The organism is Candidatus Planktophila sulfonica (genome assembly GCF_002288065.1).
Taxonomy (GTDB): domain Bacteria; phylum Actinomycetota; class Actinomycetes; order Nanopelagicales; family Nanopelagicaceae; genus Planktophila; species Planktophila sulfonica.
Window position 1 is genome coordinate 1,283,487 of sequence record NZ_CP016773.1, and the last position, 13,633, is coordinate 1,297,119.

General features: G+C 47.6%; 12 protein-coding genes and 1 tRNA gene. 2 read left to right on the forward strand and 11 right to left on the reverse strand.

Going from position 1 to position 13,633, the window contains the following annotated elements; translation table 11 throughout:
• Window positions 1-86: 86 nt before the first annotated feature.
• From A1sIA56_RS06600 to A1sIA56_RS06620, 5 genes are all read right to left on the reverse strand, one after another.
• Window positions 87-542, reverse strand: coding sequence for a hypothetical protein (locus A1sIA56_RS06600; protein WP_095674098.1), 456 nt, complete (start codon window positions 540-542; stop codon window positions 87-89).
• Between the two features lie 8 nt (window positions 543-550).
• A complete protein-coding gene (locus A1sIA56_RS06605; protein ID WP_095674099.1) occupies window positions 551-1,228 on the reverse strand; it encodes a hypothetical protein in 678 nt (225 codons plus the stop codon).
• 63 nt (window positions 1,229-1,291) lie between these two features.
• Window positions 1,292-1,380 (reverse strand) — tRNA-Ser (locus A1sIA56_RS06610).
• A 51-nt stretch (window positions 1,381-1,431) separates the two neighbouring features.
• Window positions 1,432-2,661 carry an FAD-binding protein gene (locus A1sIA56_RS06615; RefSeq protein WP_095674100.1) on the reverse strand — a complete coding sequence of 410 codons (1,230 nt, stop codon included), beginning with the start codon at window positions 2,659-2,661 and terminating at the stop codon, window positions 1,432-1,434.
• Window positions 2,662-2,663: 2 nt separating this feature from the next.
• Window positions 2,664-5,993 carry a proline dehydrogenase family protein gene (locus A1sIA56_RS06620; protein ID WP_095674101.1) on the reverse strand — a complete coding sequence of 1,110 codons (3,330 nt, stop codon included), beginning with the start codon at window positions 5,991-5,993 and terminating at the stop codon, window positions 2,664-2,666.
• A gap of 74 nt (window positions 5,994-6,067) precedes the next feature.
• Between A1sIA56_RS06620 and A1sIA56_RS06625 the strand changes: the two genes are divergently transcribed.
• On the forward strand, window positions 6,068-7,522 hold the full coding sequence (locus A1sIA56_RS06625) for an aminopeptidase P family protein (RefSeq protein WP_095674102.1): 1,455 nt from the start codon (window positions 6,068-6,070) through the stop codon (window positions 7,520-7,522).
• A gap of 64 nt (window positions 7,523-7,586) precedes the next feature.
• Here the strand turns inward: A1sIA56_RS06625 and A1sIA56_RS06630 are convergent, their stop codons facing one another.
• Window positions 7,587-9,206: an alkaline phosphatase PhoX gene (locus A1sIA56_RS06630; RefSeq protein WP_095674103.1), complete on the reverse strand. Its 1,620-nt coding sequence runs from the start codon at window positions 9,204-9,206 to the stop codon at window positions 7,587-7,589.
• Between the two features lie 151 nt (window positions 9,207-9,357).
• Here A1sIA56_RS06630 and A1sIA56_RS06635 point away from each other — a divergent pair, with 151 nt between their 5' ends.
• A complete protein-coding gene (locus tag A1sIA56_RS06635) occupies window positions 9,358-9,930 on the forward strand; it encodes a Rieske (2Fe-2S) protein (RefSeq protein ID WP_095674104.1) in 573 nt (190 codons plus the stop codon).
• Between the two features lie 3 nt (window positions 9,931-9,933).
• On the opposite strand, the gene A1sIA56_RS06640 is transcribed toward A1sIA56_RS06635, so the two are convergent.
• Genes A1sIA56_RS06640 through A1sIA56_RS06660 form a run of 5 tightly spaced genes read right to left on the reverse strand, consistent with a single transcriptional unit; the run spans window position 9,934 to window position 13,619 of the window.
• Window positions 9,934-10,272 (reverse strand): fluoride efflux transporter FluC, encoded by a 339-nt coding sequence (locus A1sIA56_RS06640; protein WP_095674105.1) that lies wholly within the window; start codon window positions 10,270-10,272, stop codon window positions 9,934-9,936.
• The gene (locus A1sIA56_RS06645) at window positions 10,269-10,646 is read right to left on the reverse strand and encodes a CrcB family protein (RefSeq protein ID WP_095674106.1); all 378 of its coding nucleotides are present in this window, start codon (window positions 10,644-10,646) and stop codon (window positions 10,269-10,271) included. Before A1sIA56_RS06645 ends, A1sIA56_RS06640 begins: the two co-directional genes overlap by 4 nt.
• Window positions 10,625-10,966: a phage holin family protein gene (locus A1sIA56_RS06650; RefSeq protein ID WP_095674107.1), complete on the reverse strand. Its 342-nt coding sequence runs from the start codon at window positions 10,964-10,966 to the stop codon at window positions 10,625-10,627. Before A1sIA56_RS06650 ends, A1sIA56_RS06645 begins: the two co-directional genes overlap by 22 nt.
• The gene (locus A1sIA56_RS06655) at window positions 10,966-11,724 is read right to left on the reverse strand and encodes a succinate dehydrogenase/fumarate reductase iron-sulfur subunit (protein ID WP_095674108.1); all 759 of its coding nucleotides are present in this window, start codon (window positions 11,722-11,724) and stop codon (window positions 10,966-10,968) included. Before A1sIA56_RS06655 ends, A1sIA56_RS06650 begins: the two co-directional genes overlap by 1 nt.
• On the reverse strand, window positions 11,724-13,619 hold the full coding sequence (locus tag A1sIA56_RS06660) for a fumarate reductase/succinate dehydrogenase flavoprotein subunit (protein WP_095674109.1): 1,896 nt from the start codon (window positions 13,617-13,619) through the stop codon (window positions 11,724-11,726). The genes A1sIA56_RS06655 and A1sIA56_RS06660 overlap by 1 nt, the downstream gene beginning before the upstream one ends.
• Window positions 13,620-13,633: the final 14 nt, after the last annotated feature.

Sequence of the window (13,633 nt, forward strand, 5' to 3'; positions counted from 1 at the left end):
CTCTTCGATTATCAATGGTTCGAAGTAAGTGAATTCAGAGTCCCAACACGGCTATCGCCCGTAAATTACATTTCGATGTTGCCGATTTATTCTTTCTTTGAGCTTTTCTCCGCCAATGAAGCGATAAAGAGAGCCGAGATAAAGTAAAAAGCAACCCAATTTAAGCTCTCACCCGGTGGTGTGCCCTCGGCTGTGACCGACTTGAACTGCCCTGCTATGGCTCGTAGAACAGGATCCATCGCAAGACTTAGCAAAATTAGTGGAGTCAGACCCGGATAGCGAAAAAAGAGAAGAACAAGAAATAGAGCAAGAAGTAATTGTGTTGCGCCCCATTGATGGAAAATGGCGATGATGTTGTCTCCACCTGCGACTGATACATCAATGCCTGCGATGCTATTTGCTCCCCCATCAGATGCGACTAGGTGGATTGTGCTTCGCCCTACTACTGCAATCAAAAAGATTGCCAAGATAACTCGAATAGCTCGATATCCGGAGTACCGAGTTGGATCCTTGGGAAGAATTCTCTGGAAATCTAATCTCATGATTCCTCCTAGAGCGTTGAGCCGAGCTTGCCGAGTTGGATATTGCTTCCTTGTAGATTAACTGAAAGCCCTTTAGAGCTCAAGGAAACCGACTTCAATTTCAACCCCTTCGGAACGCTTAATTCGCGAATGCTCTTGCTCTTGATTTGATTCTGTATATCTGCCGGAAGAGATGAAGAAGGAATCGGATTACCTAAAATTGAGATGCTCTGAAGTTGAAAATAGATTGCATTATTTGAGAATTTCGGCGTTAGTAGGGCTTTGCCTAGGCCACTTGCTCCAACGGAAACTTGCAGAGCATTTCCAACAATTTCTGCATTTTCAAACTCTGCTGATTTGATAATGGTCGCAGCAGGAATAGTTGCTGTTACATTCAACGAGCCCACGAGAGTTGGCTTCGATTTACTGATGTTGTTTGCCGAGATTGCAATTGAAGATTCCACCTTGCTGCCTTTAAGTGAATAACTACCGATATTGATCTCTGCAGACTTGATTGAATCTGAAGTGAGATTCTGTGGCATATCAACCAGTGGAACTGAAGCAGTTATGTCTGAAGCTTTAGGTAACTCGGTATTGATTCGTTTTTCTATGCGCGAGGTCATGAGAGCTTGAGTGGTGAGTGCACCAGCACCAAAGAGAACGAATGCCGATGAAGTGGCAATAAATGCTAGATGTTTTCTTTTCATTCGAGGGAGGGTATAGATACAGGCTGAGATTTCCCATAGAAAGGAACAATTGTGAAAATAGAGCGGAGACGAGGAGATTTGAACTCCTGAAGGGTTTAACCCCTTACCTCGTTAGCAGTGAGGCGCACTCGACCGGGCTATGCGACGTCTCCGAGTTGCAGGTGAAGTCTACCGCGAACGATGGGGCGGTTCACCCTCGGAAATTATGCGAGGAAACGGCGGGTGAATGAATTTTCAAACTTCTTGGTGGGGTCAAGCGCTTCGACGAGGGCTTTGAATTCGCTCATCTTTGGATAGACGCTCTTTAGATATCGAGCATCGGCTGTAAATACCTTGCCCCAATGAGGACGGTAATTAAATGGTCGAAGAGCTGCTTCAACTTTTTCAATCACTGGGTAAATTGCATCATCTTTCTTCCAAGTGAAGTGAATTGCCAAGGTATCTCGCTGATATGCGCCAGTGAGCCAAAGATCATCTGCGGCAATTGTGCGAAGTTCAGTAATCCATAAGAGTGGAGAGATTTCTGCACCTAACTTACTTACGGCCTCAATTGCAGCAGCTGCATCTTTGCGATCGACAAAGAACTCTGTCTGAATCTCTTCACCAACACTTGGAGTGAAATCGAGTTTGAAGTGAGATAAGCGCTCATGCCAGTAACCAGGTTCGCCAAGTTGATCGGTACATGCAACAGGATCAACAGAAGGGATTGGGTGATATTTCTTATCAGCCTTTGCACTTCCGCCAATGCTTTCTGGAATTACTTCACTATCGCGGAATTTGCACCAGAGATTTCCAACCTGATCGCTATCCCAATTAGTGAAGTAGCTGACGCTGTAGGCGGTGCCCATAATCTGATCAAAGCCACGTTGCAGAACATCAAGAGGTATCTCTGGATAAATCACCTGCCGGATTTCAAATGTTGGTTCAATCTTTAACTCGTACTGATAAACAATTCCACCGAGGCCAAGACCTACAACGAGTGCGTTAAATGCTGGGTTTGTACGATCAATATGGCGAAGTTCGCCTTCGGCAGTTACTAGGTCTATGGAAAGCACTTGGTTGGCCAAGTTCTGATTCTTTATTCCTGACCCATGAGTGCCCGTAGAAATCGAGCCAACAATAGATATGTGTGGAAGAGATGCGAGATTATTAAGCGCCCATCCTTGTTGGTGAAGAACGGGCGCAAGTTCGCCGTACTTCAATCCAGCAGCAACGGTGACCGAGTTTGATTCAGGGTTAATCTCAATAGTCTGAGGCATCTTCGAAAGATTAATTGCGTAGCTGCTTGTATTCGCAATCTCATTGAAGCAATGGGCAGTGCCACGTGCGCGCAACTTTGCAGTACTGCGCACTACCTCTTGTAACTCAGCGAGTGACTCTGGCTGCAAGTAACCTCGATCGTTGAAATCAACGTTCTTGCTCCAGTTCTGCATGGTTATTTCAAACCGCTGCAGGCTGGCTTTGGTCCACCGTTTGGATTTCCGTAGCGGTGATATGTAATCGCAACGGACTGTTCGAGCAACCAGCGCGGAGTTTCGATATCTCCACGTTGTGCAATAGGACGATGGTCGACTGAGATTCCGTTATCCATCTCTTCAAGGATCGGTGGCTTACTTGATGCAAGCCAGCGAACGCGTGAGTACTTTTCTTTAACATCACCAAGGTCGGTTGTGAAGATGACATTTGCACCCGTTGTCTCGGCGATGTGGTGAATAAGTGACTTTTCGGCCTGAGTAGTTGATTCATCTACAACAACCACAATAGGCGCCAAATAACGGCGATAGCGCTGGAAGTTCTTCTCAACAATTAGGCCGCTGCGATCAATCGCTTGTGACCCAACCTTTGCCCACCACGTATTAACGCCGTAGATAGCTGCTTCGAGGTTTGTAACTCGCGGCCAGTTGCGAAGTGTGTTTACGTAGTTAAGTCCGCCTGCTTTTGCATTGGGGCCAACTGCGGAACGCTTCCAACCACCAAATGGCTGGCGGTTAACAATTGCGCCAGTGATTCCGCGGTTTACGTAAAGGTTTCCTGCTTCAATGCGATTGATCCACTCTTCGCACTCTTTTTCGTCGAGAGATTGAATGCCTGCAGTAAGACCGAAATCTGTTTCGTTCTGCCAATTGATCGCTGTATCGAAATCAGGTGCTTCGATTACCGCAAGAACTGGACCAAACCATTCGTTGCGATGTGACCAAGACTTAGCCTGCACACCAAGCTTTACACCTGGACGCCACATCAAACCTGCATCATCGAGTTGCTTTGGTTCAACCAACCATGTTTCACCGGCATCAAGTTGTGTGAGTGCGCGAGTGAGTGCATTCTCGGATGGACGAATGATTGGTCCAACAGTTGTTGAGAAATCCCACCCTGCTCCAACATGAAGTGATTCGACAGCATCTTTGAGCTGGCGAACGAATGCCGGGTCGTTGTAGATATGGGTATCAACGATTGCAATTGAAGCTGCTGAACATTTCTGTCCTGCGTGGCCAAATGCTGATTGAACGAGGTCCTTAACTGCAGCATCGATATCTGCGCACGCCGAGATAAGAACAGCATTCTTTCCGCTAGTTTCTGCCATCAAATTGATCTCTGGGCGCCATGAAGTAAAGAGCGCTGCAGTATCGAATGAGCCAGTCAGAATCAGACCATCCATGCCTGGGTTGGTCACGAGATACTTTCCATTCTCATCATCGCGCATAGGCAAGAACTGCAATACATCCTGAGGAACTCCGCCTGCCCATAGGTGGCTGACGATCTCCCAGGCTGTAGCAACAGTCTCTGGCGCTGGTTTCAAGATCACCGTGTTGCCAGCCGCAAGTGCGGCGCAGACTCCACCCATTGGAATTGCATAAGGGAAGTTCCATGGTGGAACAACAAGAATGGTTCCAAGAGGCGTTGATTCACCGAAGTTCTGTGCTGTTGTTGCGTAGAAGCGTGCAAAGTCGATCGCTTCAGCAACTTCTGGATCAGCTTCTGCCACTGTCTTTCCGGCATCGCGTGACATGACTGCGATGGTTTCGGTAGTTGCTTTCTGCATTACCTCAGCAGCTTTAAAGAGAATTGCAGTGCGCTCTTCGATTGTTAAACCGCTCCACTTGTCCTGAGCTTTCTTTGCAGTTTCAATTGCGGTATCTACATCTTTAGCGGAACCAACTGAGTAGTGATACCAAACCTTGCCATTATCCGAAGGATCAGTCCCTTCTTCTTGTTCTTTAGTGAAAATCTCTTTGCCGTTAATGACCAATGGAATCTCTTGGTCCTTGATGGCGCGAACCTTCTTGATTGCATTTGAGACAGCCGCGATAAATTCAGGCTCAGTTGGATCAGCGTTGCGCTCATTTTCAAATGTGGTGCCGGTTGTCATCGCATGTTCAATGTGGCGCAGCGATTCAGTAGTAATTGTGTGGCGCTCTGCAATTGACTTAAGGAAGCGCTCTTCCTGCTCTTTAAACTTTGCAGGGTTCTTTGAGATTTCAAATGCTGCCTTTAAGTAGTTCTCATCTGATGTATTTTCATCAAGACGACGCACAAGATATGCAACCGCTGCAGCGAAATCATCCTTACGAGTTACTGGCGCATACAAAAGAACTGGTTGACCTGCACGAGTAACAGCGAGTGCTTCGGCATTTGCCATACCTTCCAGCATTTCAATATCAATCTGATCAACAACTCCACGAGACTTCGCGACTTCAAGTGCCCATGTCATGTGGAATAAGTTGTGTGAAGCGATACCGATTCGCACGGCCTTTGAATGTTCTGGGCGAAGTGCGGCATCTACGAGACGCACATAAGAGGCGTCTACATCTGACTTTGAGCGATATGGGGCAGAGCTCCAGCCATGAAGTTCGGCTTCTGCGCGCTCCATCGCAAGGTTTGCACCCTTAACGAGGCGAACCTTGATGGTGCCTCCGCTGCGCGCATAACGCGCCTTTGCCCAATCAACCAGCTGAGCAAAGAACTTATGGGATTCGGGAAGGTACGCCTGTAGAACGATTCCGGCCTTCATAGATTTAAATTCCGGTTCATCAAGCACGCGCATAAAAGCGGCCACTGTCATTGGAAGATCGCGGTACTCCTCCATATCCAGGTTTACGAATACACCGTGCTGGATTGCTTCACGATAGAGAATGCGCATCTTTTCAGAGACTCGAGTAATTGAACCTTCGACATCAATGATGATGAGCTGAGCAACAATGGATGAAAGCTTTACCGAAATGTAATTAACTTCAGGGCGGCGCATCATTTCGAGAATAGATTGGAAGCGAAGTTCTGCTTCGTGGTCACCAAGAACAGCTTCACCTAATACGTTGATGTTGAGTGAAATTCCTTTTTCGGTGCGCTTGCCAAGATGCTTCGAAAGTTTCTCTGCTTCAGAAGCAAGGATTAAATCTTTAGAAAGTGCACGCACGCGCTGGTGGACAGCTGCAACTACAGGAGTTGGCAGTACATTCGAAATAATTCCGATTGCATGAAGACCAATTCCATTAAGTGGACCGAAGCCGGTGATGCTCGCTTTCTTGGCTGCGCGACGGAAGATGCGTGAAGAAGATTTAACTGAAGAAATACGCATAACTTCATCAGTCAAAGTAATTGTTGCCTCGATTGCCTTTGGATCTTTAAAGAGGCGGGCAACGCGCTTGCGGTTAGCTTTCTCGCGGCGGTCACGCAACTTATCTGACTGCTCCATTAACTCTTTGGTGCGAGTAATGGCTGTTGTTGCGAGCTTGTCGAGCGCTGCATCTGTCTCAAAGATTGAAGGCATTTCGCAAGGCTATCAAGGGATATTCACCCTTGCAGACCCTACAAATGTGAGATTTATAAGCGTAAGATTGAAATATGAATAACGAAAATGCAGACGTTACGACAGATAAGCCAAAGCGTATTCACGACCAAGCGCCATCAGAGCTCTTCTCGAACTTCATGAAGTCAGGATGGGCGCCATCTGATCTGAGCAACATCGAACCTCTCGAAGTTGTTACATATGCATACTCTCGCCGCCAGGTTTTATCTGCGGCATACAAGGGAATTCGTCTCGTTCTCCCGGCTGGCGGATTTAAAGTTCGCGCCAACGACTCTGATTACAACTACCGTCCTCACAGCGCTTACGTTTATTACAGCGGCGTACAAGGCGCAGATGCTACAGCCGACGCGGTTCTCGTTCTCGAGCCATCTGGTGATTCACACATTACCTATCTCTATATGAACCCTCGCTCTACTCGCGATACCGATGCTTTCTATCGCGATGCAAAGTACGGCGAACTCTGGGTTGGCCGTCGCTTCACACTGGATGAAGCTCAGGCTCGCTACCAAATCAATACTCGTCATCTCAATGAGCTTGAAGCGCTCTTGGCTGATGGAAAAGAGACGCTCACTCTTCGCAACGTAGATCCTGCAGTGGACCCAAAGGTTAAGAAGCACGATCGCGAAGATGAATTCGCAACTTTCGTATCAGAACAGCGCCTCTGTAAGGATGAATACGAACTTCGCGAGATGCAGGCGGCAGTTGATGCAACCGCACTCGGATTTAACGATGTCATCCATGCAATGCCGGCAGCTGTTGAAACCCCCCGTGGTGAACGCGTTCTTGATGGTGCTTTCTATGGTCGCGCACGAATCTTGGGCAATGATCTTGGCTACAACACCATTGTTGGCGCAGGATCACACGCATGTGTATTGCACTGGATCCGCAACGATGGAGATGTTCGTCGCGGCGAACTAGTACTTGTCGATGCTGGCGTTGAAGTTGAATCCTTCTACACCGCAGATATCACTCGCACTTTGCCCGTTGATGGAAAGTTCTCACCTGCTCAAAGAGCGCTTTATATGCTGGTTTATGAGTCTCAATTAGCTGGCTTTGCTGCCATTAAGCCAGGGGTTCTCTTCTCTGAGATCAACAAGGCGTGCCAAGAAGTATTAGCTAAGGGCTTGGCAGATATGGGAGTACTGACAGTTTCGGCAGAAGAATCAATGAAGCCTGAAATCGGATTGCATCGCCGTTGGACTTTGCACGGAGTAAGCCATCACTTAGGTCTTGATGTTCACGACTGCGCACAAGCTCGTAAGGAGCAGTATCTCGATGCGCCTCTTCGCGAAGGAATGGTTCTGACCGTCGAACCAGGTCTTTACATCCAACCTGATGATGAACTCTTCGCTCCGGAGTACAGAGGTATTGGTATTCGAATTGAAGACGATGTTGTTGTTACCGCAGATGGTTGCCGCAATATCTCTGAGAATATTCCGCGTCATCCTGACGAAATCGAAAAGTGGATGCAGGGGATTTTAGGTAAGTAGTTTTAGGCAACAAAAAGCGGGCGTCCTCCCTCAAGGCCGCCCGCTTTCTGTGTCCCGTTACAAGCTATGAAGCAAAAACGGTATTCCAATCAGTGATAGTCATTACGTAGTACTGACCACCTTCGATTGCACCCTTATTGAGCATCGCCTTCTTAGATGCAGAACGCTTTGCTAAATCTGGGCGTGCTGGCTGAAGCGCCTTGGCGCCTGCATCGACAGATGTAACTCCGCCGAGTGTGTGAATCTGAGCATTGAATGCAAGATAAGTATTTGTATCTCCACTCTTAGCAAGGAACTCAGTGACCTCAATAATTCCGGACAATTCTTCATCCTGAGTCATAAACTTTGCACCTGTAGTCGTGAAGTACTGTGGATCAACTTGTGCAACCACAGCCATCTTTGCATCCTTAATGCGGTAAGCAACGACACGAGCCAGTGCTGTGTTATTACCTGGATCTTCCTGAATAAGGACTACACCATTCTTCGTGATGGTCATGTTGTCAGGCTTTGAAAGGTATAGATCTTCGCCACCGTTGAGGAGAAGCTCAAGATTTCCACCTAGAAGTGGGTTCTGAACATCCTTAAATGTGAAGCGCCATAGAGCTCCACCATCGCGTGAGACGCCTGGAAGTGCTGGGTTCTCTTTTGTTGCAACTGGATCCTTATTTGATTCAGTTGTAAGGAAGTAATAAACGTTTGGATTGTTTGGATCGAATTCGCCATCTTCAACACGAGCGAATTCTGTTCCTGCATCACGTGCGCTCTTGGCGTATTCAACAACTCCCTGGTTCCAGTCAATCTTCTTAAACTCTGCAGCAACTGGTGTTGACTTTGCATAAGTTGTGCGGAAGACGTTATCTGAAGCAGCGGTTGGAACGTTAAGGACGTAAAGGTCACCATTTGTAAGGCCTGCCTTTTCAACTGTTGAACCTGTGCTCTGCTTCTTGCCGAGGTACATGTAAACCTGGCTATCTGATGCAGATCCATCTTCGTTTGCCATAACAACTGTGTTCACTCCTGGCTTTGCGCTTGGGATTGCATTCTCGAAAGAAGTCATTCCAAGACGTGGAAGCTGCCATCCGTTGCCATCAACATCGAATGCGAATGCGCGAGATGAATCGCCAGTTTCTTCACCAGTTGTGAAGAGGCCGCCTGCATAGCCGACACCGTTATAGATGAATGCGCCAGCTGCTGTGTAAGAGGCTGAGCAGAATCGGCTGATGCCGTATCCGAATGTTCCTGCTGCGATACCTGTTGGTTCTCCACCAATTGGTGTAGCTGAGTATGAGCCTGTCTTGTAGTTCCAGTACTGAATTTCTTTGATCAAGTTCTCAGCAGATGTAATCGTCTTTGCTGATGGGCTGTAGTTGAACTTGGTGATTGATGTTCCCCAGTTCTTCTCTGTAGAAGCGCTGAGTGCTGAAAGCTTGTCTGTTGTAGATACTTCGTGAACTGAGAGCAGTGTGAAACCGCCCTTGCCGTTTGAGTATGCACCCATTCCGTCTGGAATACCGCGAACGATTGTTCCGGAGATTACATCGCCTGTTGTAGCGATTGGTGTAATCGATACTGCTGGGCTCTTTGAAATAACGTAAATTGGCTTATCTGTTGGCCATGAAGCTGCAGACAGTGAAATTACTGCTGCGCCCGCTGCGATTACAGCGAAAGTCTTCTTCAAAATCATTTGTTCTCCTTGGTTGGAAGTTGATCCTTGGTTGAAGTGAATCTTGCGAAGGCTTATTTCCGGCGAATGGAAGGTGAACTGTTATCTACTACAAACTAAACTCTTCAAGTTCTCGTTTCTATTTCCTTTCTGTTCACTTACGATTTACGACATGAATACTCGCCGTTCTGTTGTGATTAGTCTTGGCATTTCTCTTATCTCTGCCTTAATACCGAGCGCATTTGCCGCAACCGGCCCCACTCTCAAACCAACAAAACTGGGCCAAACAATTGTGTGGAGAGGCAAGAAGTACACCTGCATCAAGCAAGGTAAAAAGCTGGTCTGGGATAAAGGTGTACTGATTCCTGCAAAAGTTACACAGACGCCAACTTCAACGCCCAGCCCTTCACCATCATCTAGCCCCACAAAGAAACCATTGGTGATGGAAGATATCGCTCTAGGTTCCGCTTCTTCTATCTCGGTGGGCGAGAGCAAAATCATGACTAAAGGCAAGTCATATGTAATTACACGAACCTCGAGCGGTCTCATCGCTTTTGATACGACATGCACTCACAATGGTTGCGGAATCGACTTCAAAGCGAAGACGCTGATCTGCCCATGTCATGGTGCGGAGTTCGATCCATTAACGGGATCACCAACTGCAGGTCCCGCGCTCACAAAATTGAAGTCTTATGAAGTAAAAGAAGTCGACGGCCAAATCGTGGTCTTTGATTATCCTTGGTAAGAATCAGGAAGCAAGTAAAAATCCACCGTAAGCGGCAAGTAAGCCGAATACGAGTGATGCAACTAAGTTCACTGCAACAACTTTATACTTCTTAAGTTCATAACCTAAGAAGATATCGATGATAAATGTCGACCAAGTTGTAAATGCGCCCGCAAAGCCAATCGCTAGAAAATCATGCCAATGTTCTGTCGAACTGTATGTAAGACCGATGAGAAACGAGCCTGCAATATTGACTACAAAGGTTCCAACAGGTTTTTCAGTAAATTTCCTAAAGTATTGATCGACCAAAAAGCGCGCTGGTGCGCCTATCGCAGCGCCGAGAATTACTAAGAATGTATTCATCCGTGCACCTTGATGTATTTACGGGCCAATTTGAGTGCAAGAACTACAACAAAGAGAGATGAGAAAAGGTTGAAGAAGAGGAATGCGAGCCCTGCTTCACCAGGTGCAACCGCTTCATAGGTAACTGCCGAGAATGTAGAAAGCCCGCCGCAGAAACCTGGAAGAAGTAGGTAGCGCAGTTCAGTGATTCCGCGGCGTTCCATGAAGACCATTAAGACCATGGCGAGGGCAACCGCAATGATGTTTGCAGTAAGAGTGCCTAAGCCATTTGATGGAATGAGAAGCGATAGCGCGTAACGAGTGAGGGTTCCCAGAACTCCGCCCAGCGAGACGAGCCAGACCGCTTTCAGAGTTAAGCCAGCTTCTTTGTAGATTTAAAGAGAGTTGTAATGACGCTGATGATCAGCGATGCAAAGAGTGCGGACCAGAAACCAGTGACTTCAAGTTTTTCGCTCCATCGCGCAGTTAGCGACAACATCGCTGCGTTCACGACAAAGAGGAAGAGACCAAAAGTTACGATGGAAACTGGAAAAGTAAGCACTTTGATAATCGAACCGAAGAAGCTGTTAATGAGCCCGAAGAGCAGCGCAACCCATAAATAAGTAGTTACGCCGCCATCGACGGTAATGCCAGGTACGACTAGCGTCGCAATCCACATTGAGAATGCGAGTACAGCCCACCTAACGAGCAACATTAGTTGCGCTTTTCTCGCTTCAAAATGCCCGCGAACATACGAGCTGGATCGTACTTAATATCAACAACGCGCTCCTTCATAGGAATGATTGCGTTATCGGTGATCTTGATGTGCTCTGGGCAAACTTCAGTACAGCACTTTGTGATGTTACACATTCCGAGACCATGCTCTTCTTGTGCTGTGCGCTTACGGTTCTTGAGCTTATCGAGTGGGTGCATATCAAGCTCTGCGATGCGAATAAAGAATCGTGGGCCAGCAAATGACTTCTTATTCTCTTCGTGATCGCGGATAACGTGACATGTGTTCTGACACAAGAAGCATTCGATGCACTTACGGAACTCTTGGCTGCGCTCGACATCGATCTGTTCCATACGTGCTTCACCAGGAGCGAGCTCCTTTGGATGTTCGTATGCAGGGATTTCCATCGCCTTCTTGTAATTGAAAGATACGTCTGTGACGAGATCCTTAATTACTGGGAATGCGCGAAGTGGAGTAACGGTAATAGTTTCATTCTCATCAAATGAAGCAACCTGTGTCATACAAGCTAGACGTGGCTTTCCGTTGATCTCCATAGAACAAGATCCACACTTGCCAGCTTTACAGTTCCAACGAACTGCTAGGTCGCCCATCTGTGTTGCCTGAACGCGGTGAATTACATCGAGAACAACTTCGCCCTCGTTGACATCAACCTGTACATCTTTAAGACCACCGTCTGTCGAGTCTCCTCGCCAGATGCGAAGATTAAGTTTGCGCGCCATTAGTTGGAACCGCCTTTCGCAATTTCTTCCGGTGTCATGTACTTCTCGAGTTCGTGAACATCGAAGAGATCGAAGAGCTCCTTAGGCAACATCGGAAGCGGTTGTGCCTTGATGTTGACTTGGTTGCCATCGAATGAAGAGATGTGGTTGACCTGACGCCATGTGTTATTCATGCCAGGGAAATCATCGCGAGTGTGGCCACCGCGTGATTCCTCACGCAAGAGAGCTGACTTCGCAGTTGATTCAGCGACGAGCAACATATTGTCGAGGTCGAATGCCAAGTGGAATCCTGGGTTGAACTTACGTCCACCAGCAACTGCCACGTTCTTACTGCGAGCGCGGATATCGGCAATCTTTGCGATAGCTTCCTCGATCTCAGTACGTGTGCGGATGATTCCGACCAGGTTATGTGTAACTTCCTGAAGTTCTGCGTGAAGTGAATATGAATTCTCTCCGCCCGCGCGACTAAATGGAGCTTCAATGCGATCGGCTGCTGCCTTAATTGTTGAATCAGAGACAGGGTTTGCACCAGCGCTCTTTACGTACTCAGCTGCTCCTGCACCTGCACGACGACCGAATACCAAAAGGTCTGTGAGTGAGTTTCCGCCGAGACGGTTTGAACCGTGCATACCGCCTGCAACTTCACCTGCTGCGTAAAGTCCTGGAACTCCGATCGCTGCAGCTGTATCTGGCTCTACTTCAACACCGCCCATGACGTAGTGACATGTTGGGCCGACTTCCATCGCTTCCTTGGTGATATCTACGCCGGCAAGTTCATAGAACTGGTGCCACATAGATGGAAGGCGCTTCTTAATAACTTCAGCTGGGATGCGCTTTGAGACATCGAGGAATACTCCACCATGCTCGGTTCCACGTCCTGCCTTAACTTCTGAGTTAATCGCACGAGCAACTTCATCACGTGGAAGAAGTTCTGGTGGACGACGGTTGTTGTCCTGATCTTCATACCAACGATCTGCTTCTGCTTCGTTATCTGCGTACTTATCCTTAAATACATCTGGGATGTACTTAAACATAAAGCGTTCGCCTTCAGAGTTGGTCAGGATTCCACCTTCACCACGAACAGACTCTGTTACGAGAATTCCGCGTACTGATGGTGGCCAGACCATTCCTGTTGGGTGGAATTGCAAGAACTCCATATCAACGAGATTTGCGCCAGCCTTAAGAGCAAGTGCATGTCCGTCGCCGGTACCTTCCCAAGAGTTAGAAGTAATCTTGAAAGTCTTTCCTACGCCACCGGTTGCAATAACAACCGCTGGTGCTTCAAAGAGAACTTCTTCGCCAGTTTCGCGCCAGTAACCGTAAGCTCCAGCGATCTTGCCATTCTCTTTAAGAATTTCAGTGATGGTGCATTCAGCAAAGACCTTGATCTTTGATTCCATGTCACCGAACTCGCGGCCATCTGCTTGTTGCAGAGCAACAATCTTCTGCTGCATGGTGCGAATAAGTTCTAGACCTGTGCGGTCACCAACGTGTGCAAGGCGTGGATATTCGTGTCCACCGAAGTTACGTTGTGAAATCTTTCCTTCTTTAGTGCGATCGAAGAGAGCGCCCCAAGTTTCAAGTTCCCAGATGCGATCTGGTGCTTCCTTGGCGTGAAGTTCTGCCATACGGAAGTGGTTAAGGAATTTTCCGCCGCGCATTGTGTCGCGGAAGTGAACCATCCAGTTGTCATTGTCATTGACGTTACCCATCGAAGCAGCTGCGCCACCTTCTGCCATAACAGTGTGGGCCTTGCCGAAGAGTGACTTACAGATGATTGCAACGCTAAGACCAGCTTCACGTGCTTCTACTGCAGCGCGAAGACCTGCTCCACCAGCACCAATTACTAGGACGTCGTACTTATGTTTTTCCAAAACCGAATTTAATGAGCTCATATGAGTCTTTGTCC

Excerpts from the sequence above, each read along its gene's own strand:
- A1sIA56_RS06640 (WP_095674105.1), bottom strand. The coding sequence starts at position 10,272 with ATGAATACATTCTTAGTAATTCTCGGCGCTGCGATAGGCGCACCAGCG.
- A1sIA56_RS06660 (WP_095674109.1), bottom strand. The coding sequence starts at position 13,619 with ATGAGCTCATTAAATTCGGTTTTGGAAAAACATAAGTACGACGTCCTA.
- A1sIA56_RS06655 (WP_095674108.1), bottom strand. The coding sequence starts at position 11,724 with ATGGCGCGCAAACTTAATCTTCGCATCTGGCGAGGAGACTCGACAGAC.
- A1sIA56_RS06615 (WP_095674100.1), bottom strand. The coding sequence starts at position 2,661 with ATGCAGAACTGGAGCAAGAACGTTGATTTCAACGATCGAGGTTACTTG.
- A1sIA56_RS06650 (WP_095674107.1), bottom strand. The coding sequence starts at position 10,966 with ATGTTGCTCGTTAGGTGGGCTGTACTCGCATTCTCAATGTGGATTGCG.
- A1sIA56_RS06635 (WP_095674104.1), top strand. The coding sequence starts at position 9,358 with ATGAATACTCGCCGTTCTGTTGTGATTAGTCTTGGCATTTCTCTTATC.
- A1sIA56_RS06630 (WP_095674103.1), bottom strand. The coding sequence starts at position 9,206 with ATGATTTTGAAGAAGACTTTCGCTGTAATCGCAGCGGGCGCAGCAGTA.
- A1sIA56_RS06600 (WP_095674098.1), bottom strand. The coding sequence starts at position 542 with ATGAGATTAGATTTCCAGAGAATTCTTCCCAAGGATCCAACTCGGTAC.
- A1sIA56_RS06605 (WP_095674099.1), bottom strand. The coding sequence starts at position 1,228 with ATGAAAAGAAAACATCTAGCATTTATTGCCACTTCATCGGCATTCGTT.
- A1sIA56_RS06620 (WP_095674101.1), bottom strand. The coding sequence starts at position 5,993 with ATGCCTTCAATCTTTGAGACAGATGCAGCGCTCGACAAGCTCGCAACA.
- A1sIA56_RS06625 (WP_095674102.1), top strand. The coding sequence starts at position 6,068 with ATGAATAACGAAAATGCAGACGTTACGACAGATAAGCCAAAGCGTATT.